The organism is Paenibacillus terrisolis (genome assembly GCF_056171975.1).
The window spans coordinates 37,276-61,065 of sequence record NZ_JBKFGG010000009.1; the positions used below are offsets into that span (position 1 = coordinate 37,276).

A 23,790-nucleotide genomic window follows, 5' to 3' on the forward strand; every position below is an offset into this window, starting at 1 on the left:
TCATTTCCGATTCCTCCGATTCTTCTCGATCCAGGCGATCAGCGTTTCCTCACTCCAGGAAACTAGATGGCCTTCCCGAATCGATGCCAGGATATCCATTTCTCCCAATAGCGTAAACAAATGCTTCCGTTCGGACGCATCCGTAATCCTTTTTTTGATCTGTACTCTCATCTTGCTCAAAAAATTAACATACTTCTCATATTCTTCTCCAAAACGTTCATCGATTTCTCGGGATAAGCTTCGGGAAGCCGCCGGACCCGCTCCCGAGGCAGAGACGGCGATGACCAGATCCCCCCGCCTCGTCACGCTTGGAGTTATAAATGATCCCAGGCTGCCTTCGCCGGCGTGATTCGCGGGAATGCCCAATTCGTCCGCTTCCCGGATGACGGCCAGGTTAACTTCAGGCTGATCGGTGGCGGCATAAGCCAAAAAAGCTCCCTCCAAATCACCGTTCTCGTACCTTCGTTTATGCCAGACGATTTCTCCTTTGACAGCCCAAGACTCGAACCATGGCGTCGCTTGCGGACTGATGACGACCAGTAACGCCCCGGCCTCCAGCAAAGGGGTCGCTTTACGTTCGGCGACCTCGCCCCCTCCGACGATAACGCATCTCCGTCCTTGAAGCTTCAGCATGACAGGTACATAATGCGACAACGCTTGATCACTCCCGGACTAAAAAATCAATGCAGAATTTATAAGTTGGAACTTTTCACACGGGCGCCTCTACAAGACAAACTTTAAACTGACTATATATGCGCAACTTTCCCTATTGATCATAGCATACCCGACAAAAGATAAGCGGAAAAACAATAAGCCCTTCATCCATCCGCTTGTTCTTCGGGTTACTAGTGAATGTAATCCGAGGGATTAAGCGGCAGATTCCGGGCATACCTGCCAACGAAATTTCTATTTTAATAGTTAACCAAAGCTTCCCGCATATTCTCCGAAAGCTCGGCTATGTTGTCGAGAGGTGGCGCTTTTGCCTCATCATCCAAAAACTCTTCGAGGGCAAAAATTTTCGTAAACAGATTCAGCGCGTCCGGCCCATTCTGGCCTGCGGCCATTTCCTTGATTCGATTAATCGGATCGTGCATCATTTGGTTCAGGATGCTCTTGGTTAATCGCCGAATCACCTTGCGCTGGCGTTCGTCTAGCTCGGGAAGCTTGTTAAACATACTGTCCAGCGTGGTTTCGTGAATCGACACGGCTTTTTCCTGCAAAGCCTGAATGACCGGTCTTACACCTAGCGTTTGCAGCCAGCCTGAAAAAACTGCGATTTCCTCTTCGATCATCGTTTCGATCTTCCCCGCTTCCGCTCGGCGCAGCTCCAAATTGTTCTCGACGATGCCCTCCAAATCATCAATGTCGTACAGAAACACGTTATCCAGTTCGCCGATCGCCGGCTCGATGTCGCGGGGAACCGCAATATCGATCATAAATAAAGGGCGATTCGGACGGTTTTTCATGCTGCGCGCCACTTGTGCCGATGTAATCACATATCCTTCGGCTCCGGTCGAGCTGATCAGAATATCCACGTCTTCCAGCTTCTGAAGCGCTTCCTGCATGGTACAGGCCGTGCCGTTGAATTTAGCCGCCAGCTCTTGAGCGCGGGCATAGGTGCGATTGGCGACAAGCACTTCTTCCGCTCCGCCCCCGCAAAGATGCTTGGCCGTCAGTTCGCTCATTTTGCCGGCGCCCAAAATAAGCACGCGTTTTCCGCTAAAGCTGCCGAAAATCCGCTTGCCCATTTCCACGGCGGCATAACTGACCGAAACCGCGCTTTCGCCGATGGCCGTTTCGGAATGGGCACGCTTGCCCAGGGTAACAGCCTGTTTGAACAGCATATTGAACCAGGTACCGGTCGCCTTTTCCGTTTGTGACAGAAGGAACGCGCTGCGCACCTGACCCAAAATCTGCGTCTCGCCAAGCACCATCGAATCGAGACCGCAAGCCACCCGGAATAAATGATCGACGGCCCGCTCATCTTCATACATATATATATGTTGGGTAAATTCCTCACGGGGAACCCCAAACCATTGCTCCATAAAACTGCGAATAAAATAGCCGCACATGTGCAGCCGATCCACAACCACGTAAATTTCCGTACGATTGCAGGTTGCCACGATAACGCCTTCCAATACACTCTTGGTGCGTTTCAGCTCCTGCAGCGCTTGCGGCATATCTTGTTCCGCGAAGGAGAAACGTTCTCTCACTTCCACAGGCGCCGTTCGATAGTTTAGCCCAACCACGACGATGTGCATTGCAAGTTCACCTGCCTTGAATTAAAGTCACAACTAAGCATTAACTGCAAACAAACTATGTTAAGTATATCACAGCGGAACGCATTTCCCTTGCGATTCCGATGAGTTTTTTATGAATTATTTATGAAATCCAGACGTCATAAAAAACAAATAACCATGGAAATTCTCCATGGTTATCCTATTCTGCCCATTTTGTAAAAATCTATAAACAAAGACGACCAACAAGTATTGGTTTATACAAACTCAGGTTTATTGATATCCGGCGTAATCACTTCAATCTCGCCGATGCCGCGAATCAGCTTCTTGGCAAATACTTTTTCCGGTTGTAACACGGATACCAGGTAATCGATCGCCATTTGCGGGTCTACCGACTCACCGCAAGTATAGCAATCAATTGCAGCAAAACCTCTCTCAGGATACGTGTGAATCGAGAGATGGCTCTCCGACAGCAGCACAAGCACTGTGGCTCCTTGCGGCTCGAACTGTTTGGACTGAACGGACAGGACGGTAGCTCCCGAATAATCGGCGGCTTCCACCAGATGAGCCGTCAAAAGCTCCGTGTTGTTCAAAACCTCCAAATCGACTCCCCAAGCATCAACAGCAACGTGTCTTCCGAAAGTTGAACTATCCATCTTCCGGCTCCCCCTTCCTAGGAATAAAATGTTTGAAAAAATTTCATCCGCTAGGACCTACGTCATTCACTTCCCGAGGGAAAAATCTCTCGCAACATCTCTGTCATGAGTGAATCCTGGTTCCTATATTCTTTTCAACGAGATTAAAAATAACATCTATCCGGGACAAATGCAATACTATTTTGGGTTCCACCTAAATATTATTCGCACCCCCCGTATTTCGTGAGGAAATTGCTCATTTTTTTCATAGAAAACTTCGTGTTTTTTGCACAAAAAAGCCCGCCGATCCAAGGTGATTTCCTTATACCGGAGGGCTATGTTTCATCGTGCAATCACGCTTCAAGCACAAACAACCGATGCGTGCATCCGCGAAGCTCGTCATCTATCTCGCTAACCGTTTCGTTCGCGCTCGCCTTAAGTCGTTGATCGAGCAAGCGATTGATCTTGGTGTGGATCGTTTCGATTTCCCTTTCCGCTTCGTTGCTGCGGTAGATCTGCTGCAGCTCGCTGACGGTATCCTTGTATTCAAACACCAGTTTGTAGGAATCGCGAGAAAACTCCACGATTTTGCGGACACGGCCTTCTTGATAATAATACATCATCATGAATCCGTTATATATTCTCGTTACCATGCCCGAGCCTTTGAAGGCGGAGAACAAAAGCCTCATTACATTCGTCAAATGGGGTTGTTCCAAGCGGAAAGACAATTCACAGACGTAATAACCGTCAATCCGGTCAAAAGGCAGATGCACTTCCTCACCGCCGTCATCCTCCAGCACCACCACCTGACCGCCGTTTTCGAGCACTTTCACCCGTTGGCGAACATGAGGATCATACACTTTGTGAATAAACTGCGACATCTGAACTTCCGACAAACGCATACTGGCATTAACATACTCTGTGGCTAACCGCTGAGCCATAAAAATCTCCTCAATTCGTTATAACAATCCTTTAATAATAATTATACACTACTCTTCAAAACCTTTGCTCAGCGATTAAAAGGAGAATTCCCGCCATTTTTCAGAAAAAAACGGATTAAGCCGTTTTTAGCTTAAGAAATCCCTCATCATGCTCACTTTCCTGCTGAAACTTCTCTAAATCCCTTCTTCATCCGCCGATTTATCCAAATTTCCATGTTCATTTACAGCGGCTTCTTCGGTTTCGATTTGAGCCTGCCGTGTAATTCGGCTCCACAATTCGTCGCGCCCGATGCCGGCTTCGGAAGAAAATAAGATGAATTCATCTCCCGCACGCATCACCAAAGCATCCTTGATGATTTTGACATGTTTCTGCCAGCGCGATTTCGGGATCTTGTCCGCTTTGGTTCCGACCACGCACACCGGCAGCTCGTAATGCTTCAACCAGTCGTACATGAGTTCATCGTCTTTGGAAGGAGGATGGCGAAGATCGACGATCAGCAGGACAAGTTTCAGCGTGTCCCTTTCCAGCAAATATTTCTCGATCATTTTGCCCCATACTTCCCGCTGCGACTTCGATACTTTAGCGTAGCCGTAACCGGGGAAATCGACGAAATACAGCCGGTCGTTGATCCGGTAATAGTTCAGGTGCTGGGTTTTGCCCGGCGTGGAGCTTGTCCGCGCCAGATTTTTGCGGTTAATCATCCGGTTGATCAGTGATGACTTCCCTACGTTGGAACGCCCTGCCAGAGCAATCTCCGGCAAGGCGTCGTCAGGATATTGATTCGGGCCTACGGCACTAATCACAAATTCCGCCTTCGTTACTTTCATCGTTTCTATTCCTCTCTAATGCACTTCAGGCCGCTCCACGAGCGCGTGCTCGAGAACTTGGTCCATGTGGGATACCGGCACGAAAACGACGTCTTCCTTCACGCTGTCGGGAATATCGCGGAGATCGCGTTCGTTGTCTTTCGGAAGCAGGATTTTGCGGTACCCGGCCCGGTGGGCGGCAAGCGATTTTTCCTTCAGCCCGCCAATCGGCAGCACGCGTCCGCGCAGCGTGATTTCGCCAGTCATGGCCACGTCCTTGGATACATGACGGTTCGTCAGGGCCGAGATGAGCGCGGTGGCGATCGTAATACCCGCCGACGGTCCGTCTTTCGGGATTGCGCCTTCGGGAATATGGATGTGGATATCGTTTTTCTCGTGAAAATCCAGCGGGATTCCCAGCTCGGCCGCTTTGGAGCGGGTGTAGCTGAAAGCGGCCTGCGCCGATTCCTTCATAACGTCGCCCAGCTTACCGGTTAAGGTCAGTTTGCCGGTTCCGGGCACGACCGTCACTTCGATCATCAGCGTCTCGCCGCCAACCTCCGTCCAGGCGAGTCCCGTTACGGCGCCGATTTGGTCCTCCAATTCGGCTACACCGTAATGATATTTCGGAATGCCAAGATAATCCTTGATTTCTTCAGGCGTAATGATCACCTGCTCCGTGTCTTCGGATACGATTTTCTTAGCTGCCTTCCGGCACAAAGCCGCAATCTGCTGCTCCAGATTCCGGACCCCGGATTCCCGCGTGTACTCGCGAATCGTCCGCAGCAATCCGGCTTCGCCGGTTTGCAGCTGCTCCGGCTTAAGGCCATGCTCGCGTTTTTGTTTGGGAAGCAAATAGCGTTCCGCGATCTGCAGCTTCTCGAGTTCCGTATACCCGGGGATAAACAGCAGCTCCATCCGGTCGAGCAGCGGGCGCGGAATGTTATGAACCGCATTGGCGGTCGTTATAAACATCACGTTCGACAAATCGAACGGCGTTTCGATAAAATGATCGCTGAATGTATTGTTTTGCTCTGGATCAAGCACTTCAAGGAGTGCCGATGAGGGATCGCCGCGGAAATCCGAGGCCATCTTGTCGATTTCGTCGAGCAGGAACACCGGATTGAGCGTACCCGCGTTTTTCATCCCCTGAATGATGCGGCCCGGCATCGCACCGACATACGTCCGGCGGTGACCGCGGATTTCCGCCTCATCCCGCACGCCGCCCAAGGACATGCGCACAAATTCCCTACCCAGAGAACGGGCGATTGAACGGGCAAGGGAGGTTTTCCCGACTCCTGGAGGTCCAACGAGGCAGAGAATCGGCCCCTTGAGCTTTTTCACCAGCTTTTGCACCGCCAAATATTCAAGTACGCGTTCCTTCGGTTTTTCCAGACCGTAATGGTCTTCGTTCAGCACCTGTTCGGCTTTGGCCAAATCCAGGTCATCTTCCGTTTTGTTATTCCAAGGGAGGCTGAGCAGCCAATCCACATAATTACGTATGACACCGCCTTCAGCGGAGCTGGCAGGCATTTTCTCCAAACGGTCGATTTCCTTCTCGACCTTCTCGTGAACCTTCTCCGGGAGCTTCTTCTCTTGGAGCTGCTCGCGCAGTTCCTCGACTTCGCCCGCCCGGCCTTCTTTTTCGCCAAGCTCTTTCTGAATGGCTTTCATTTGCTCGCGCAGATAATATTCCTTCTGGGTCTTTTCCATTTGCTTCTTGACGCGCTGATTGATCTTGCGCTCCAATTCCAGTACTTCGCGCTCGTTGTTGAGGATGTCGAGCAGCTTTTCAAGCCGTTTCCGAACATCGATGGTCTCCAGGATTTCCTGCTTATCCTTGATTTTCAGCGACAGGTGGCTGGTGATAACATCCGCGAGGCGTCCCGCTTCTTCGATGTCGGAGACCGCCGCGAGCGTCTCGGGGGTTACCTTCTTGGACAAGTTGATATAATGTTCGAATTGGGTAAGAACGGTGCGCATCAGCGCATCGACTTCCGGATCGGCCGATTCCTCCTCCGGACGTTCCTTCGCCATGACTTCGTAATACTCGTCGTTATCCAAATATTCGATAATTTCGGCGCGCTCCATGCCTTCCACCAATACCCGGATCGTTCCGTTTGGCAGCTTCAGCATTTGCCGAACTTTCGCAACAGTACCGATACGAAAAATATCTTCTTGCGTCGGTTCTTCAATGTTCACTTCGGATTGAGAACAGAGGAGAATCAAATTATCTTCAACCATTGCTTTTTCCAGTGCCTTTACGGATTTATCCCGTCCAACGTCCAGGTGAAGCACCATGCTCGGATAGACGAGAAGCCCGCGCAAAGGAAGCAAAGGAAAACGCCGGCCTTTTGATTTATGGGGTCCCAATCGTTTTGCACCTCCAAACGTTCTCGTTAGATATCATTGCTATTTTAACAAATGTTACATAAAAACACCAACGAAGAGCGGCTGCCTTAGTAGGCAGCCGCCCCGGATATTTCTTTAGCGCTGAAGCGGGGATTTTATATTACATGGCGCCGCCTTGCGCCTCGGACTCCGCGTGCAGAAAAGGAGTTGGCGCGGGCGGCGGAGCGAATAATTCCGAGCCGGCCGGAAGGCCGAAACTTTTCTCCACTTCCGGGCCAAATACATGGCGGAATACTTCCGTGACCGATTCGACCGGAATCACTCGCAGACCTTCCAGACCCTCGAATAGGGACTGCCAGTTGTCCTTCGGAATCAGCACCGTCGTCGCCCCGGCTTGGAACGCGGCCTCAACCTTGGCCACGACACCGCCGACCGGCTTCACTTTGCCGTAAATCCCCAGTTCGCCGGTCATCGCAATTTGGTGGTTTACCGGCACGCGCTTGATTGCCGAAGCGATCGCGGTCGCCATCGCCAGCCCGGCGGAGGGTCCGTCGATCGGCGTTCCGCCGGGAAAGTTCACGTGAATATCGAACTTGGACGGACTCAGGCCGAGGCGCTGGAGTACGGTCAGTACGTTTTCCACCGAGCCTTTGGCCATGCTCTTCCGGCGAAGCGTACGGCTGCCCCCGCCGATTTCCTCTTCATCCACTACACCGGTGATGTTATAGGAGCCTTTCCCTTTTTCGGCCGGCACCGCCGTTGCTTCAATTTCGAGCAAGGTTCCCATGTTAGCGCCATACACCGCAAGCCCGTTGACCACGCCAACCTCCGAGCGTTCGGGGATCTTGCGGTCCGGCCGCGGCGGAATTTGGCTGCTGGTCGCCACCCATTCCAGGTCCGAAGCCAGCAAACTATCTCGTTTTTCCGTTAAAGCCAATCCCGCGGCAAGCTGAACCATATTGACGGCCTCACGGCCGTTAGTGGCATATTTTTTGATGACATCCACCGCTTCGGGACAAGGCTGAAAACCGATCCGTTTCACGGCATCCTCGGCAATTTGGGCAATTTCCTCGGGAAGCAAGGAACGGAAATAGATCTCCATGCAGCGCGAACGAAGCGCAGCCGGTATTTCCTGCGGCGTACGGGTCGTCGCGCCAACCAGGCGAAAATCGGCCGGCAGTCCGTTTTGGAAAATATCGTGAATATGCGCCGGAGTATTCGTATCCTCAGAGTTGTAATAGGCGCTCTCCAGAAATACTTTGCGATCCTCCAGCACTTTAAGCAGCTTGTTCATTTGGATGGAGTGCAGCTCGCCGATTTCGTCGATGAACAAAATCCCGCCATGCGCCTTCGTCACAGCCCCCGGTTTCGGCTGCGGAATCCCCGCGACCCCCATGGCTCCGGCGCCTTGATAAATCGGGTCGTGCACCGAACCGATCAGCGGGTCGGCGATGCCGCGTTCATCAAATCTGGCGATCGTCGCGTCGATTTCCAAAAATTTGGCATCAGCTTTAAAAGGCGACACCGGATTCTTCTTAGCTTCCTCCATCACAACCCGGGCCGCCGCCGTTTTACCTACTCCCGGCGGTCCGTAAATGATCACGTGCTGCGGATTTGCGCTGCATAGCGCCGCTTTTAACGCGCGCAGCCCGTCCTTTTGCCCGACGATATCGTTCATTGAAGCCGGACGCGTGCGCTCCGCCAGCGGTTTCGTCAGTGAGACGGCCCGCAGCTTGCGCAGTTTCTCCATCTCTTTGCGCGACTCCCGGTCGACCGCAACGCGGCTTCCTTTTTGGCTGCGCAGCTGATTCCAGAAATAAAGCCCAATCACAACCGCAAAGAACATTTGCACAGACATCAAGATGACATTGAGTTCCATATCACGAAGCCTCCCACTCTTTGACTGATACTTGGTAGTATAGCCTTTTCGCTCCATCATAAAACGCGGTTTGCGAAAGAGAGTTTGAAAAATGCCGCTTTATGCAATCGTATCTGAGCAAGCTGAAAAGCCGGTGAAATACGGAAGTACCCTCATGGATTCCTTACGAATGTTGTACTTTAAGCAATATTTCTTGGCACAATGAAGCCTAGATTCAGAAATGTTGTATTAAATACAACAAAATTGAGGTGAAAAAAGAAAAATCCTCAAATTCCCTTTAAATTGTTGCATATTGTGCAATATTGGGTGCGAACTCGCTTCCCCTTTTAAGATAATGTTGCACTTTATACAACTTCCCAAAGTTCAGGGTAATCAGAAAACAAAAAAACAGACCGCACGTCAGCAGTGCGGCCTGATTATATAAGTGCAGATTTACAGTTTCACAAGCTACGTTATGATTTTACGTGAGGATGGTGTTCTTTGCGGCCCGGAATTTCGCCGGTAGCTTCATACACCTCGACGATATGATCGATTTCCTTCTTCAGCTCGGTAAGGAGCTCGGCCTCCGGCACTTTACGGATCATCTCTCCGTAACGGAACAGCAAGCCTTCGCCGCGAGCGCCGGCGATGCCGATATCCGCTTCGCGGGCTTCGCCCGGACCGTTAACCGCACAGCCGAGGACGGATACTTTGATCGGAACCTTCAGCCCCGAAATATAATCCTCGACTTCATTGGCGATCGAGAACAGATCAATATCCAGACGGCCGCAAGTCGGGCAGGAAACGAGCGTTGCCGCGTTCGTGATCAGACCGAACGTCTTCAGCAGCTCACGGGCAACCTTCACTTCCTCCACGGGGTCGGCGCTCAGCGAAATGCGCAGCGTTGAGCCAATGCCCATCGACAAAAGGGCCCCGATACCCGCAGCACTTTTGACGGTGCCGGAGAACAAGGTGCCGGCTTCCGTGATCCCCAAATGAAGCGGATATGGAATGACTTCGGCCGCTTTCGTATAGGCTGCGATCGCCATCGGAACATCGGAGGCCTTCAAAGACACGATGATATCGTGGAAATCCAATTCTTCCAGAATGCCAATGTGATACAGCGCGCTTTCCACCATCGCCTCAGGCGTCGGATAGCCGTATTTCTCCAGCAAATGGCTTTCCAGCGAACCGGCGTTAACGCCGATTCGGATCGGAATACCCCGCTCCTTGCAGGCGTTGACCACCGCTTCCACCTTTTCGCGGCGGCCGATATTGCCAGGATTGATACGCACTTTGTCGATGCCGTTTTCAATCGCCAGCAAGGCCAGCTTGTAATTAAAATGAATATCGGCCACGAGCGGAATATGAATCTGCTTCTTGATTTCCTTGATCGCCGCAGCCGCTTCCTCGTTGTTCACCGTGACGCGCACGAGTTGGCAGCCCGCCTCTTCCAGACGCAGAATTTCGGCTACCGTCGCGGCGACATCCGCCGTTTTGGTCGTACACATACTTTGGATGATGACTTCGTTGCTGCCGCCGATCGTCAGATTGCCGACTTTGACCGGCCGCGTATCTTGTCTCAAGAATGTCATTTCCTTAGTCTCTCCCATAACGTCAAATCTCCACCCCTGCGGCAATTACCTGTAAAAGCGCACCGCCGTATGAGTGGAGAATTCAACATTTATTTTTTCGCAAGGCTTATGACGCAGCTAACCTTACGCGCTTTCTTCCTGCTTCTTGCTTTTCTTGGTCGCCAGCTCAGGTGCCGTTTTTTCCAGCACCACTTTTTCGGTAATCACGCAATCCGTTACATCCTCGCGGGAAGGGACTTCATACATCACATCCAGCATAATGCCTTCAATGATGGCTCGCAGTCCGCGGGCTCCGGTGTTGCGCTTAATCGCTTCGCGGGCAATCGCTTCGAGCGCCTTCGGCTCGAATTCGAGCGATACATTATCGAGTTCAAGCAGCTTTTGGTATTGCTTCACCAAAGCGTTTTTCGGCTCGGACAAAATGCGTACCAGCGTTTTTTCGTCAAGCGGCTCCAGCGTCGAAATCACCGGCAGACGTCCGACGAATTCCGGAATCAGACCGAATTTGAGCAGATCCTCAGGCAAGACCAAGGACAAATATTCGCCCGGCTTAAGGTCTTTTTGGCCGTCGTTTGAAGCGTTGAAGCCGATCACTTTTTTACCGATCCGGCGTTTGATCATTTGCTCCAGGCCGTCAAAAGCGCCGCCGCAGATGAATAGGATATTCGTCGTATCGATTTGGATGAACTCCTGATGCGGATGTTTGCGTCCGCCTTGAGGCGGCACGGAAGCGACCGTACCTTCCAGAATTTTCAGCAAAGCTTGCTGAACGCCTTCCCCGGAGACGTCACGGGTAATGGACGGGTTCTCCGATTTGCGCGCTACTTTATCGATTTCATCGATATAAATGATGCCGCGTTCCGCTTTTTCCACATCATAATCGGCGGCTTGAATAAGCTTCAGCAGAATATTTTCCACGTCTTCGCCCACGTAACCGGCTTCCGTCAAAGAAGTCGCGTCCGCGATCGCAAACGGCACATTCAAAATTTTGGCCATGGTTTGAGCGAGCAGCGTTTTGCCCGAGCCCGTAGGTCCAAGCAGCAAAATATTGCTCTTCTGCAGCTCTACGTCTTCAATTTTGCTTTGGGTGTTGACCCGTTTGTAGTGATTGTATACCGCTACGGACAGTGATTTCTTCGCTTGTTCCTGTCCGATGACGTATTGATCCAGGATATCCCGGATTTCTTTCGGTTTTGGAATTTCCTTAAGGTCCAGCTCTTCTTCGTGTCCCAGCTCTTCCTCCACGATTTCCGTGCAGAGCTCAATGCATTCGTCGCATATATAAACGCCTGGTCCGGCTACAAGCTTGCGTACCTGCTCCTGCGATTTGCCGCAGAACGAACATTTCAACTGGCCTTTTTCGTCGTTGAATTTAAACATGTAAACACCCCTTTATGAATTTATGGGCTTCGAAATCACCTGATCGATAATCCCGTAGGCCTTTGCCTCTTCCGCGCTCATGAAAAAGTCGCGGTCTGTATCGCGTTCGATTTTTTCAAGGGGTTGACCCGTCCGATCCACATAGATCTGGTTCAGTTTTTCTCTCGTTTTGATGATCCAGTCGGCATGGATTTTAATATCCGTCGCCTGACCGCGAACACCTCCGAGCGGTTGATGAATCATCACTTCGCTGTTGGGAAGCGCAAACCGTTTGCCCGGAGCGCCCGCCGTCAGCAAAAGCGACCCCATGCTTGCGGCCATTCCAACGCAGATCGTGGACACATCGGGTTTGATGAATTGCATCGTATCATATATTCCCATCCCCGCGGTGACTGAACCACCCGGCGAATTGATGTACAGGTGAATATCTTTCTCAGGATCCTCCGCCGCCAAGAACAACAGCTGGGCAATCACGAGATTGGCAACTTCATCGTCAATAGCGTTGCTGAGAAAAATAATACGATCCTTAAGGAGTCTTGAATAAATATCGTAAGAGCGCTCTCCCCGATTCGTTTGTTCTACAACCATAGGTACCAGACTCATGTGACCAACCTCTTTTCCTTTTCAAATTCCCTAACGCTTACAAAATCATTCTATCATGTTCAAACGCGCATGTCATTTTTCACACAGTACAGTTTATGTTTGCTTTAACACATTATATAACTGTCAGCTTGTCCCATGCCAAATGGAAATAAATGTATCGTCAAAAGGTGAAAAATTAAGGCACGCATTGGAGTATACGTGCCTTAAAGTTAACCATGATGTCTATAGGGTGCCAAACTCGGCTGAAAAATTATTCTTCGTCTTGTGCTTCTTCGGCTTCTTTTTTATCCTCGTCGGCTTTAGGTTCCGCTTTAGCCGCTTTTTTCGTCGTTTTCTTGGCAGGCTTGCTTTCTTCCTTCGGAGCATCCGCATCAGTTTGTTCCGCTGGAACTTCTTTGCTGTTTTCAAGCAGGAATTCGATCGTTTTGCGGATCAGAATTTCCTCTCTCAAGCTGCCCAAAGAACCGTTAGCCGCCAAAATGTTGCGGATATCATCAGGCGTACGTTTGTATGCGTTCGCCATATCGGTAAGCTCTTGGCTGATTTCGTCTTCGGAAACTTCGATTTTTTCGGCTTTGGCGATTTGCTCAAGCGCCAGGTTGTTGCGAACGCGTTTTTCGGCATCTCCATGCATTTGTCCTCTCAAATCTTCTACAGTTTGACCGGAGAAGCCCAGGAACATATCAAGATTCATGCCTTGGGAACGCAAGCGATTATCGAAATCGCGGACCATGTTTTCAACTTCACTGTCGATCATGGCTTCCGGAATTTCAACTTCCACGCTTTCGCCGATTTTGTCAACGAGCGCGGATTCGCGGGATGCTTTGCCCTCTTGTTCTTTACGGGACGCAAGTTGTTTCTTCAGATCTTCTTTGTATTCATCCAAAGTGTCGAATTCACTGACATCCTTCGCAAACTCGTCGTCCAATTCAGGAAGCTGCTTGCGTTTGATTTCATGAACTTTCACTTTAAATACGGCTTCTTTGTTGGCCAATTCCACTGCTTGGTAGTTTTCGGGGAAAGTAACGACAACGTCTTTGAAGTCGCCGGTAGCGAGTCCTACCACTTGATCCTCAAAACCAGGGATGAACGTGTTGCTTCCAAGCTCCAGGGAATAACGTTCTGCTTTTCCGCCTTCAAAAGGAACTCCGTCTACGGATCCGTCAAAGTCGATAACAACAGTGTCGCCGCTTTGAGCCGCTTCTTCGTCGATGACAACGAGTTCAGCGTGACGTTGTTGCAAACGTTCCAGTTCTTGGTTCAATTCTTCTTCGCTGATTTCGGTGTTTACGGCAGGAACTTCCACGCCTTTGTATTCGCCAAGCTTCACTTCCGGTTTAACCGTAATTTTAGCTTTGAACTTGAAAGGTTGTCCTTTGGCAAATTGCTCTACGTCAACTTCAGGACGATCAACCGGGAAGATATCCGTTTGATCAACAGCTTCCGAATAAACTTCAGGAAGCAAAATATCGATAGCGTCTTGATACAAGCTTTCTACGCCAAAACGCGCTTCAAAAATCGGCCGAGGCACTTTGCCTTTGCGGAATCCTGGAACGTTAGCTTTCTTTACCACTTTTTGAAAAGCTTTATCCAGTGCAGCGGATACGCGCTCCGCGTCCACTTCAACCTCTAGAACGCCGAGGTTCTTCTCTATTTTTTCCCAAGTTGCTTTCATTTTATGCCTTCCCCTCCAAATTTCACATATACTTTAAATACTGAAACCGAATCGCGATAAAACAGCTATCAGTTCCAGTATAGCTGTCCTTATGAACACGATCAGAATAACCATTATATTATAAACAACAAAACATCATTTTACAAGAGTCCTCGAAAGCCGGAATCTCCGCCATTTTCTAGCATAAGGCGCCGCCGGAACTCCCTTCCGTCGCTCTATCTGCCGTTCGCTCCGGTCGCGGCAAACTGCCGCATCGAACGGTAAGCCTGCTCGAAACGCAGGCGCAAACTGTCGGTGATGCCATACAATAAACGGATTTCCTCTTCGCTTTTCCCGCCCGGGAAGCTGTCTGCAACCGTCCGATGCAGCGCAGCGGCCCAAACATCGGTAGCGTCGTCGTCTTCGCTGAGTATCGATCGGTAATCAAGCGTGCCGTAAACCGCCATAACAAACTGCGACCATAATTCCTGGGCAAAATAAAACAGCGTCGGGTCATGCACTTGAGCCTGATCTCCCACTCGTTCCAGCACCGCTTGGACGGCCTGCGGAAAATCCTCCGTTCTAAGCGGTACAAGTTCGATTTCAATTTCAACCTGCTCACTGCCGCGATAAAGATATAAAGTCCCTTGGGTTCCGCGCCGCCGCAGCGTTTGCAGCACGCGGAATTGCAGCAGCGGGTGCAATTCCTTGCGGTTTAGCCAGTCGATCAGCGTGTCGTCCACTTCCGGCCGGTCCAGATACGCCAGCTGTTCCAAAGCGAGGAAGGTATGTTCCGACAAGGGCTTGTCGATAACCGCCTGAAGCAGCTTATTCGCGTAATCCTCGTCTTCGGCCAGCTTCGCTTCCACATGCCGCCGGGCCATCTGCTCTTCAGCTTCGTCGTCCGGAGACTCGATATATTCCTGAATGCCGTAACCGCCGCCTGCGCCCGGAAACGCGCTGGTCAGCCAATCCAGCAGGGATTGCCATTCCTCATAATGCCTTGGATCCTCTCCTTGGCACTGGAGCAAAAATTTCAGGAGATCGACCGCCTCCCCGTATCTCTCCGTTTCCAGCATGCGGGTCAGTTCGATCTGGTAATAATCCAGCGTTTTGGGAAATAAAACGATATTGTCTTTCTCATCGGGTCGAAAACTGCTGATAAGAGCACCTCCTCTCTGCCGAACTGCAATTTCTTCTGAGATTATAGCATAGACAGGAGGGAAGACAAAAATTCCCGTCCGAGAATATGTGACATAATTCTTACCCTAATATCCGGAAAAGAAAAATCCAAAAAAACATTGCCTATCCTCCTCAGCTATGTTATCATATTTTTTGCTTGAATTTTTCTTATCTCCCATGTCCCAGTAGCTCAGCTGGATAGAGCAACGGCCTTCTAAGCCGTCGGTCACGCGTTCGAATCGTGTCTGGGACGTATCTCAATAATAAATGCCTCAATCTGATGTGAGATTTCTCCGCATTCAGATTGAGGCATTTTTCGTATTTTCTTGCCTATATACCGTACTCCTCCACCCGATCCAGCCATTCGTTGACGAGTGCATCAAAAAGTTCGGGCTGCTCAATCTGGAGATTATGTCCGGCCCTGTCCAAAACCGCAAAGGTCCCCCGCGGATATTTATCCATGATGGCCAGCGCGTCTTTAAATCCGGCGGATGCGTCCTGCTTCCCCAACAGAAAAAGGGACGGTTTCGGAAACTCGCGTTCATCGACCGGAAAAGAAAAGCCGTACTTTTGTTTGATCCGCGCCAAAAACGGCTCATCGGCAAGAACGCAGCCGGACAGCACTTCGCTGACATATCTTTTCCAGTTCGCTTCATTTAAAACGACGCCCATCGAGCTGAATTCTTCGATTTCCTCACGGGAAAGCGTAGACAAAAACTCGGCGTCTTTATGTATAACCGTTCGCCCCGGCAGCGCCCTGTCCTTCTTCTCCGGCAAGATCGCCGGGCAAATAAACGCTGCGCCCCGTATCCGCTCCGGCTCCTGCGCGATGATTCCCCGGGCCAGATACCCCCCGTAGGATTCCCCGGCCACCAGGAATTCTTCGGACCCGGGAACCCTCTCTTCTATAAAAGAGAGGACGGCCTCGAGCATCCCGTCCGAGCTGTTAATGCCGGCGTAATTCTGCGTCCGTCCCATCCCCGGCAGATCGAGGTAGATTCTTCTCCAACCCGGCCGATCGCGAAAAACCGGCTCCATACAGCCGCTCATCAGCCGATGGTCCGGTGTAAACCCATGAATCATCAATATCGGCGTACCTGTCCCTACTTCTTCATAATAAAGGTTTGTGTTATTAACCTGGCAAAACGGCATTGTCTGGCACCTTCCCTTCGTAATTTATAATCCATTATAATACGAATGTATGTTCCCGTTCAATAAAATAGTCAACCCCCGCTTTCCATGATAAGCGGGGGTTGATCTTATCTCGGTTTTTAAGCCTGCAGACTGCTCATCGCATTTTTTAGAATGCCGCAGGATATATCGAATTTGCTTTGTTCTTCTTCCGTCAAAATCAGCTCCACAACTTCTTCGATCCCGCCATCGCCAATAATGGCCGGCACTCCCGTGCATACGCCGGATTGGCCGTATTCCCCTTCGAGAACCGCGGAGACGGCGATAATCCGGTGTTCGTCGTTCAGGATGGAACGGACGATATAAGCGAGGGCATTCCCGATGCCAAACTGCGTGTTTCCTTTGCGGGTAAAGATCTCCCACCCTGCGTCCTTCGTTTTACGGGCGATCTCATCCAAGCTGACATGGCGAAAACGTTCCTTATGCTGATCCAAAATATGCAGCAGAGGTTTGCCTCCGATCGTCACATGCGACCAGGCGACAAACTGCGATTCACCGTGCTCCCCAAGCGCATATCCGTTTACGCTGCGCGGATCGATGGAGAAGACGTCCGAAAGCAGCGTTTTAAGCCGAGCCGAATCGATCGATGTTCCCGTGCCGATCACCCGGTTGCGCGGAAACCCCGATATTTCCCTAACAAGATAGGTCACAATATCAACCGGGTTGGCCGCGACGACAAAAATGCCGTTAAAGCCCCCCTCTACGATAGGGGTAACGATATCCCGGGTGATTTTCTCGGCGTCATGGAGTAAATCCAGCCGCGTCTGCCCGGGTTTCGTCGGATTGGCCCCCGCCGTAATCACTACGACATCGACGTCGCGGCAATCTTCCAGACGCCCGGCGACCACTTTTGTCCGGGTAGACGTAAAATCCATACAATGCGACAGATCCAAAGCCTGCGCCACCGCACGGTCGTATGTTCGGTCGATCATCATAATTTCATCGCACACCGACTGATTGATCATCGAATAAGCGCAAGCCGCTCCCACCAAACCCGATCCGACAATCGTCACTTTCCTCGACCTTCTTGCCATCTCACCAACCTCCAATGTTCCATTGCTGTTCCATATATCTTATTCCTTAAATTATAACCGCAAACGAAATAATAAACGATCCATATGTAACGTAATCTGACATGACGTATGTAATTTATTCTACAATATATGCATCATACCGTCTTCAGGTAAGCGGAAAGAGGGTGCCTCAAAAGTAAATTGGTTCATTTTTCGAACCCCTCGCTTACATGAAAAGGAATCAAAAGTGGAAAAATGAAAGTTCTTGCCTGGAATCAATGATAACCGGTAATTTCTCGAATAGCGGTATAAAATGACCTTATTTCACTCGGAAACCGCATTTTCCTGAAAATAGCGGTGCAAAATGGTCCTATTTTCGGCAAAACGTCCAAAACCGAGGGGAAAAGGGACTATTCTGAAGAAATAAGACCATATAACGGCGCTATTCATTCAGAATGGGGCTCTCCCTTGGAAATAAGGCCATAAGATGCCGCTATTTTAAGTGTCGGAGGGATGCGATGTTTGGGGACGCCGTTGACCAGAGTTAACAATTTGTTCTGACGCAAATCCTCGAAGTCGGTCAGGTATTTGGCAGCGATCAGGCGTTTTTTTCGCTATGTTGTTAGATAAGTTTTAAGGGTGTCCCAAAAGCCATCATAGATGACTCTTGGGACACCCTCTTCGGACTACGCGTAATGGACTACGCGCTATTCCCTTTCCGGGGAGGCCACAGCCAAATGTTCGGAAGCGTTGGCCGTCTCTTTGTTTTTATCCAAAAGCGCAATGATGGCGGGCAACACAATTAATGTACTGAGCAGGCATAACAATGTATCTGTAACCGTAGTCACCCCAAACAGCTTCACAACCTCGAAATTGGTGAACAACAGGGCGCTGAAGCCGCCGACAACCGTGAGGCCGGAGGCTGAAACGGCGCGCCCCACTTTAGTCATCGCCGTAATAATGGCCTCATCGGTTGCCAATCCCTTCTCCTTCTCTTCCAAATAGCGTTCCATCAATAGAATAGTGAACTCCGTTCCGATTCCGAGCACCAAAGAACCAAGCACCGCAGTTAATGGATTGATGGCGATGCCGAGCAGGAACAGCAGTGCGGTCGACCATCCATTAACTAAAACGATGGGGAGGATCGGAAAGAACGCCCGCTTTATATTCCTGTATACAACAAGCAATCCAATCAGAATAGCGAGCAGCCCGGTAATCAACGACGTATGCCGGCTATTCGTCAATCCGTTCAAACTTTTTACCTGGAGCACCTGAGTGCCTACGGGATTAGCGCTCACTCCGCCCGGAAGATTCATATTTTGTTCCAGCTTGTCGATCAGCTTCTCCTGCTCCTGTGTGCTGATATTCTCCAAAGTAAACGCGATGTGCGCCATTCGCCGATCATCCGACAACAGCGGGGCGGTCAGCTCAACCGGAATCTGGTTTAATGCATTCGCGATCTTGGATGAATCCGCCCCGCCGACATCGGGCTGGACAGCCGACATGGCGCTGATGATGCTCGAACTGCCGATGATTTCCGGGTTTTCCGCAAGAGCGCGTTTTTGAAAAGCATCCATCCACTGAATCACATCCGGACGGGTTACGTCATCCGCCTCAACCACCCAGTCCAAGGTCAGCGTATTGCCCAAAATCTCACGAATCTCGTTCATTTCCACCAACGCCGGCGCATCCTGAGGCATTAGTTTCTCAATATCGCTTTCTACATTCAGCCGATGATCTGCGGAGAAGCCGGCGACGGCGATAATGATGGGAATCACCAACATCAGCTTCGGGCGACGGACCACGTTTTTCGTCAATGCTCCAAGACCTCGCTCTACCATATTCCCCGATTTTCCGCTGCGAAGCTGGATCCCCTTGCGGTCTCTCAGCACCAACAATGGAAGCAAGAAGAAAAAGCTCATCATGTACATAATGCAGACCCCGACCGCCAGCATCAGGCCGAAATCCTTGATCATCGGCATTTCCGACAGCAGCAGCGTCAGAAATCCGGCCGCCATAATGATGACCGCAATGCCAACCGCCGGAGCCATATGTTTTACAACATGGACTACCGCTTCGGAGGAATCTTCCGTTTTGGCGAGTTCCTCCTCGTATCGGTTATGGAACTGCAGGGCAAAGTCGGTCCCCAATCCGATCAGGATCGGCAGCAGAGCCATCGTTGCAATGCTAAGCGGCATGCCAATGTAACCCATTAGCCCAAAAGTCCAGATCATGCCGGTCAGGACAACCGGAAGCGAGAGAAGGCGCCATCTGACCGGAAATACGATCAGCAGTACAATGACCATCAAAACAACGACCGTCAGCAGCATCGTTACAATATCCTTGGAAATAAAATCTTCAATGGTCTTGGAAATGGCGGGGATACCCGAAAATAAGGACTTGGAATGCTCGATCGGATGATTTGCGATGATACGCTGCAATTCGTCGGTGACGTCCGCCATTTGCTGCAGCGTAAGTCCGCTGTCCAATTGTATATTAAACAACACGCTTCTTCCCTCTTCAGGCAGCAGTGCCGCCACGGCTGATTGAGGGGTGCCGGACTCGTCAAACAAGGCGTAACGCACAAACGCCGGATTGTTTGCGGAGAATTCACCAATCTCTTTCATTTGGCGGATTTGCTCTCCGTATTGAGCGGCAATCGCCTGCTCCGTTTGCAGCTTCGCGGCTTGCGCCTCCCGGGTCTGCGCTGCTTCATCTCCTCCGTTTGCTTTTGCGGCGGCGGCTGCCTCAGTCATCGCTTTCTGAACTTGCTCTGCCGTCTGCTGCTCCATCTCCGTCATTTGCCGTTTGGCCTGCCCGGCAAAAACATCAACCATGGAAACCGGACTGGTTACCGAATATACCCGATCAGCGGCGGCCAGTTCCTTCTGCAATGCGGTTATTTCCCGCAGCGCATCTTCGTCAAGCAGCAGGTTGTCATCGCCGCGCAACAGAAGCACTAAGCTCTCTCCTCCAAACTGCTTCTGAAACCGCGCATTATGAACCGAAACCGGATCATCCTGAGAGAGCAGCATATCTACACTTGTCTTCACCTCAATTCGGGTCAATCCGTAAGCCATTCCCGCAGTAATCACAGCAATAATGACGAGCAAGGGAACCGCTCGTTTGGATATCAGCCTGCCGGCTTCTAACATAACCTTTTTCAAATGCATTCTCTCACTCCATTTCATTATCATTACACAAAAGACCCAAAAACTCGATGTGGTTCCGCACTGTTCCTCCATCAACCAAGAAGCGTAGGATGATCACCTCCTTTCATAAATCGTTTTACCACCAACCCTTCTATGAATTCGCGGCAAGTTACCATCTTATCGGCCAGACATACGATCCAGGATTCCCCAAAGCGAGGTGGAACCGGAGTTAACGGCCACATATGCTTAACGATGATATCCCGCTCGATTCTGTTAAGAAGGAAGATCTCCTCCGCATTGCGCAGGGCAATTTGGGGATGGGTGAATCCATGCCATTTTCCTCTCCCTGCCGTGTTATGCCAATCATATAAAAACAGATCATGAAGCAGTGCGCCTCTAGCCGCCGAGCGATAGTCAAGCTTCAATTTCCGGCATAATATATAGCTTAGAAACGAAACGGATTTGGAATGTTCCAAGCAGGTTGTTTGCCCATGCTGCAAGAACGTATCCATCCGCTGCACCGATTCATGCGCAAGCAAATCCGTAACGCAAGCCAGATAATCTCGTGTATCTGTGTATCCGGATGTGGAGCGGGCGGGAGATTGCCGGCGAACCCATTCCACGCTTGCGGATATTCCGGCATCCAAAATAAAATACAACCCGGCCAGCCACGCGACAGTCATAACGACCTTCGGAGGAATCCATGAAACCGCCTGCGATACGGACGGATGCAGAAATTCTCCCAGCAAGACGGCAATCACTCCCCACAGCAGAGAATATTCCGCACAAACATATCCGCCGATATTCAATCGTTTCCCGCTATAGTCCCACCATTTTCGCCGAAACACCTTATCCAAAATCAGGCCGGCCAGATACTCCAGCCACGAAACCAACACGGCGGAAATACAAAATAGAGACAGGACACGGACAAACGGCTCATCGACTCTTGCCCAATCCGAAACATGGATAATAAGCAAAGCCCCGAAACCGTATATCGGGCAAAAGCAGCCAAATAAAAATCCTCTATTTACGAAACGCCGCTGCCTTACACTGGCGAAAACCGTTTCCATGACCCAGCCACCCCAGGCATAAATGAAAAAAAACAAAATTTCTTCGGCAAGTTCCTTGTTCATTCGGCACACCTCAGATTTTCAATTTACACAAAAGACCCAAAAACTCCGCATGAAATAAGGCTCTCATGCCCCGAAACCAATCTCCCGATCAAAATCGGCCCGAGCGAAATATAGCATAGAGCAGCCAGATCATCATCAGCAGCGAAACCACAGCCCCAATCTCCAGCATGGGCAACTTCCAGAGAATCGTTTGCGCGCCGCTTAGGGATGCGCCGACAATCAAGCCCAGCAACACCAGGCTGAGCGCCAGAAACACAATACTGAAGGACATCTGATTGCTTATCCGGTCCATTTTTTTAAGCAATTGGTCAAGCTGCGGCGAATCTACTTCGACCTGCACTTTTCCCTTGTCCAGTCTCTTTGCCAGGCGTCCCAGAGTTTCGGGCAGCTCGCCGGCCATCAGCAAATATTCCGGGAGATCCTCCAGCGTATTTTTCAGAAAGCTCCAAGGATTCAACCGCTCCAAATACAATCTTCTTCCAATCGGTTCCGCAACATCAAACACGCTGAAATCGGGAGCAAGTTCTGCAACGATTCCTTCCGTGGTAAGAATGGACTTTCCAACCAGAGCCAATTCGGAAGGAATGCGAATCCGGTGTTGTAAAGCCACGCCGAACAGATCCCCGATCATTTCTCCTAAACGGACCTCTTTTAAAGGGGTATCCTGTACAGCTTGCCGCGATCAACCTCTTCGGGAACCATGCCCAGCCGCTCGATGGCGCGCATCACTCCCTTTGAGCTTCTGTTCCGCAAAGCGACGATAAAGGACCCAAAATGTTTTTGCGTATGTGCGGACAAGCGGCCCACCATTCCAAAATCGAGAAGCGCAATCTCTTCGCCGGGTAAAACCAGAATATTGCCCGGGTGAGGATCGGCGTGAAATACGCCGTCAACCAGAATTTGCCGAAATATCGTACCTGCCAAACGTTCAGCCACCACATGCTTCCGGACTCCCTGTTCCTTCAGCCGTGCGGTGTCGGACAGGCGAATTCCCGGGATATATTCCATGGTTAATACCCTTTCGCCGGAATAAGCGCGGTATACGGCAGGGATGCGCACATGTTTCCAATCGCGCGCTGCGCGGGCAAATCGCTCCAGATTGGAAGCTTCTACTCGGTAATCCAACTCATCAAGCAAACTTGGGACCAGTTCCTCCACCACCTCGGTCAGCCTCCAACTGGCCGACCAGCCGCCATACCGGTCGGCCAGCCGAGCCAAATCGGCCAATATGTCCAAATCCGTTTCAACAAGTTGAGAAATTTGCGGCCGCTGAACTTTGACGGCCACTTCCATACCGTTGGCCAGAATGGCACGATGAACCTGCCCAATGGAAGCTGCGGCTAAAGGCTGCGGCTCAAAAAATTGAAAAAGCTGCGAGATGGGAGCCCCCAATTCTTGTTCCAGAATGATGCAGACGTCAGCGTATGAAAACGGAGGAACATTATCCTGAAGCTTGGCCAACTCGTCCAAAATAGGCTGAGGAAGCAAATCGGGCCGAGTGCTTGCGAGCTGCCCCAGTTTGATAAACGCGGTCCCCAATTCCTCCAGGAGCAGCCGGATATGTTTGCCTGCGGTTTGTAAATCCAGCGGACCGTTTAAGAAGTCCTCCGCTTCTCCCTGGCCTCTATCGAGAATAAATCCAAAACCGCTGCGGACCAAAGCGGAACAGATGGTCCGATAACGCTGAACCCGGCTGATACTCGTATACACCACCGGTCCCGCACCCCCGTTAGTTTTTCAAGTCTGCTTTTTGTTCAAGAGCATGGATACGAAGTTTTAACTGCTCGAGTTCATCGCCACCCGGCTGCTCTGGTTTCGGGAAAACCGACCGAATCCGCTCGCGAATCCGTTCCTCCGCATGCCGCTGCGCTTCCTCGCCGCGAGAGATCAGTTCGTCAACCCGGGAACGAACGTCCATGCCGCCGTTCTCCCCCTTTTTGATCAGCGCTTCTACCGATGCTTCAATATGCTCTTTGCCCACCGCGGCCAGACCGATCCCGAGCATCATCGCTTTTTCCAATTTCGTTTTCATTCGTGTGCAGCTCCTTTCCTATATA

Annotated in this window: 19 protein-coding genes and 1 tRNA gene; 1 reads left to right on the forward strand and 19 read right to left on the reverse strand. The window is 50.7% G+C overall.

The features are described from left to right. From ACI48K_RS10910 to ACI48K_RS10965, 12 genes are all read right to left on the reverse strand, one after another. Positions 1 to 654 carry a precorrin-2 dehydrogenase/sirohydrochlorin ferrochelatase family protein gene (locus tag ACI48K_RS10910; RefSeq protein WP_475027629.1) on the reverse strand — a complete coding sequence of 218 codons (654 nt, stop codon included), beginning with the start codon at positions 652 to 654 and terminating at the stop codon, positions 1 to 3. Positions 655 to 911: 257 nt separating this feature from the next. After that, the gene (gene hemA, locus ACI48K_RS10915) at positions 912 to 2,261 is read right to left on the reverse strand and encodes a glutamyl-tRNA reductase (protein WP_475027630.1); all 1,350 of its coding nucleotides are present in this window, start codon (positions 2,259 to 2,261) and stop codon (positions 912 to 914) included. 233 nt (positions 2,262 to 2,494) lie between these two features. After that, positions 2,495 to 2,893 (reverse strand): adenosylmethionine decarboxylase, encoded by a 399-nt coding sequence (gene speD, locus ACI48K_RS10920; RefSeq protein WP_475027631.1) that lies wholly within the window; start codon positions 2,891 to 2,893, stop codon positions 2,495 to 2,497. Between the two features lie 332 nt (positions 2,894 to 3,225). Beyond that, complete coding sequence (locus tag ACI48K_RS10925) at positions 3,226 to 3,813, reverse strand: non-ribosomal peptide synthetase module (RefSeq protein ID WP_475027632.1); 588 nt, start codon at positions 3,811 to 3,813, stop codon at positions 3,226 to 3,228. 174 nt (positions 3,814 to 3,987) lie between these two features. Beyond that, on the reverse strand, positions 3,988 to 4,641 hold the full coding sequence (gene yihA, locus ACI48K_RS10930) for a ribosome biogenesis GTP-binding protein YihA/YsxC (RefSeq protein WP_475027633.1): 654 nt from the start codon (positions 4,639 to 4,641) through the stop codon (positions 3,988 to 3,990). A gap of 15 nt (positions 4,642 to 4,656) precedes the next feature. After that, on the reverse strand, positions 4,657 to 6,993 hold the full coding sequence (gene lon, locus ACI48K_RS10935) for an endopeptidase La (protein ID WP_475027634.1): 2,337 nt from the start codon (positions 6,991 to 6,993) through the stop codon (positions 4,657 to 4,659). A 139-nt stretch (positions 6,994 to 7,132) separates the two neighbouring features. Further along, a complete protein-coding gene (gene lonB / locus ACI48K_RS10940) occupies positions 7,133 to 8,851 on the reverse strand; it encodes an ATP-dependent protease LonB (RefSeq protein ID WP_475027635.1) in 1,719 nt (572 codons plus the stop codon). 452 nt (positions 8,852 to 9,303) lie between these two features. Next, positions 9,304 to 10,425, reverse strand: coding sequence for a flavodoxin-dependent (E)-4-hydroxy-3-methylbut-2-enyl-diphosphate synthase (gene ispG, locus ACI48K_RS10945; protein ID WP_475027636.1), 1,122 nt, complete (start codon positions 10,423 to 10,425; stop codon positions 9,304 to 9,306). Positions 10,426 to 10,548: 123 nt separating this feature from the next. Continuing rightward, positions 10,549 to 11,805 carry an ATP-dependent protease ATP-binding subunit ClpX gene (clpX, locus tag ACI48K_RS10950; RefSeq protein ID WP_475027637.1) on the reverse strand — a complete coding sequence of 419 codons (1,257 nt, stop codon included), beginning with the start codon at positions 11,803 to 11,805 and terminating at the stop codon, positions 10,549 to 10,551. A 12-nt stretch (positions 11,806 to 11,817) separates the two neighbouring features. Then, the gene (clpP, locus tag ACI48K_RS10955; protein ID WP_475027638.1) at positions 11,818 to 12,408 is read right to left on the reverse strand and encodes an ATP-dependent Clp endopeptidase proteolytic subunit ClpP; all 591 of its coding nucleotides are present in this window, start codon (positions 12,406 to 12,408) and stop codon (positions 11,818 to 11,820) included. Positions 12,409 to 12,658: 250 nt separating this feature from the next. Further along, the gene (gene tig / locus ACI48K_RS10960) at positions 12,659 to 14,083 is read right to left on the reverse strand and encodes a trigger factor (protein WP_475027639.1); all 1,425 of its coding nucleotides are present in this window, start codon (positions 14,081 to 14,083) and stop codon (positions 12,659 to 12,661) included. Between the two features lie 215 nt (positions 14,084 to 14,298). After that, entirely contained in the window at positions 14,299 to 15,141 is an 843-nt protein-coding gene (locus ACI48K_RS10965) for a hypothetical protein (RefSeq protein ID WP_475027640.1), read from the reverse strand. A gap of 282 nt (positions 15,142 to 15,423) precedes the next feature. On the opposite strand from ACI48K_RS10965, the gene ACI48K_RS10970 reads away from it, so the two are divergent. Then, a tRNA-Arg gene (locus ACI48K_RS10970) sits at positions 15,424 to 15,497 on the forward strand. Between the two features lie 77 nt (positions 15,498 to 15,574). Here ACI48K_RS10970 and ACI48K_RS10975 read toward each other — a convergent pair. From ACI48K_RS10975 to ACI48K_RS11005, 7 genes are all read right to left on the reverse strand, one after another. Beyond that, a complete protein-coding gene (locus ACI48K_RS10975) occupies positions 15,575 to 16,396 on the reverse strand; it encodes an alpha/beta fold hydrolase (protein WP_475027641.1) in 822 nt (273 codons plus the stop codon). Positions 16,397 to 16,515: 119 nt separating this feature from the next. Further along, positions 16,516 to 17,469, reverse strand: coding sequence for an L-lactate dehydrogenase (locus ACI48K_RS10980; RefSeq protein ID WP_475027642.1), 954 nt, complete (start codon positions 17,467 to 17,469; stop codon positions 16,516 to 16,518). Positions 17,470 to 18,155: 686 nt separating this feature from the next. Further along, positions 18,156 to 20,621, reverse strand: coding sequence for an efflux RND transporter permease subunit (locus ACI48K_RS10985; protein WP_475027643.1), 2,466 nt, complete (start codon positions 20,619 to 20,621; stop codon positions 18,156 to 18,158). Positions 20,622 to 20,692: 71 nt separating this feature from the next. Next, positions 20,693 to 21,733: a putative ABC transporter permease gene (locus ACI48K_RS10990; RefSeq protein ID WP_475027644.1), complete on the reverse strand. Its 1,041-nt coding sequence runs from the start codon at positions 21,731 to 21,733 to the stop codon at positions 20,693 to 20,695. Between the two features lie 88 nt (positions 21,734 to 21,821). Then, complete coding sequence (locus ACI48K_RS10995) at positions 21,822 to 22,364, reverse strand: hypothetical protein (RefSeq protein ID WP_475027645.1); 543 nt, start codon at positions 22,362 to 22,364, stop codon at positions 21,822 to 21,824. A gap of 20 nt (positions 22,365 to 22,384) precedes the next feature. Continuing rightward, on the reverse strand, positions 22,385 to 23,446 hold the full coding sequence (locus tag ACI48K_RS11000; RefSeq protein WP_475027646.1) for an ABC1 kinase family protein: 1,062 nt from the start codon (positions 23,444 to 23,446) through the stop codon (positions 22,385 to 22,387). A 16-nt stretch (positions 23,447 to 23,462) separates the two neighbouring features. Continuing rightward, entirely contained in the window at positions 23,463 to 23,765 is a 303-nt protein-coding gene (locus tag ACI48K_RS11005; protein ID WP_475027647.1) for a phasin family protein, read from the reverse strand. Positions 23,766 to 23,790 lie beyond the last annotated feature (25 nt).

Excerpts from the sequence above, each read along its gene's own strand:
- ACI48K_RS10925 (WP_475027632.1), bottom strand. The coding sequence starts at position 3,813 with ATGGCTCAGCGGTTAGCCACAGAGTATGTTAATGCCAGTATGCGTTTG.
- clpP (WP_475027638.1), bottom strand. The coding sequence starts at position 12,408 with ATGAGTCTGGTACCTATGGTTGTAGAACAAACGAATCGGGGAGAGCGC.
- hemA (WP_475027630.1), bottom strand. The coding sequence starts at position 2,261 with ATGCACATCGTCGTGGTTGGGCTAAACTATCGAACGGCGCCTGTGGAA.
- ispG (WP_475027636.1), bottom strand. The coding sequence starts at position 10,425 with ATGACATTCTTGAGACAAGATACGCGGCCGGTCAAAGTCGGCAATCTG.
- ACI48K_RS10985 (WP_475027643.1), bottom strand. The coding sequence starts at position 20,621 with ATGCATTTGAAAAAGGTTATGTTAGAAGCCGGCAGGCTGATATCCAAA.
- ACI48K_RS11005 (WP_475027647.1), bottom strand. The coding sequence starts at position 23,765 with ATGAAAACGAAATTGGAAAAAGCGATGATGCTCGGGATCGGTCTGGCC.
- yihA (WP_475027633.1), bottom strand. The coding sequence starts at position 4,641 with ATGAAAGTAACGAAGGCGGAATTTGTGATTAGTGCCGTAGGCCCGAAT.
- ACI48K_RS10990 (WP_475027644.1), bottom strand. The coding sequence starts at position 21,733 with ATGAACAAGGAACTTGCCGAAGAAATTTTGTTTTTTTTCATTTATGCC.
- ACI48K_RS10965 (WP_475027640.1), bottom strand. The coding sequence starts at position 15,141 with ATGCTGGAAACGGAGAGATACGGGGAGGCGGTCGATCTCCTGAAATTT.
- ACI48K_RS10995 (WP_475027645.1), bottom strand. The coding sequence starts at position 22,364 with ATGATCGGGGATCTGTTCGGCGTGGCTTTACAACACCGGATTCGCATT.
- tig (WP_475027639.1), bottom strand. The coding sequence starts at position 14,083 with ATGAAAGCAACTTGGGAAAAAATAGAGAAGAACCTCGGCGTTCTAGAG.
- ACI48K_RS10980 (WP_475027642.1), bottom strand. The coding sequence starts at position 17,469 with ATGGCAAGAAGGTCGAGGAAAGTGACGATTGTCGGATCGGGTTTGGTG.
- speD (WP_475027631.1), bottom strand. The coding sequence starts at position 2,893 with ATGGATAGTTCAACTTTCGGAAGACACGTTGCTGTTGATGCTTGGGGA.
- clpX (WP_475027637.1), bottom strand. The coding sequence starts at position 11,805 with ATGTTTAAATTCAACGACGAAAAAGGCCAGTTGAAATGTTCGTTCTGC.
- ACI48K_RS10975 (WP_475027641.1), bottom strand. The coding sequence starts at position 16,396 with ATGCCGTTTTGCCAGGTTAATAACACAAACCTTTATTATGAAGAAGTA.
- lonB (WP_475027635.1), bottom strand. The coding sequence starts at position 8,851 with ATGGAACTCAATGTCATCTTGATGTCTGTGCAAATGTTCTTTGCGGTT.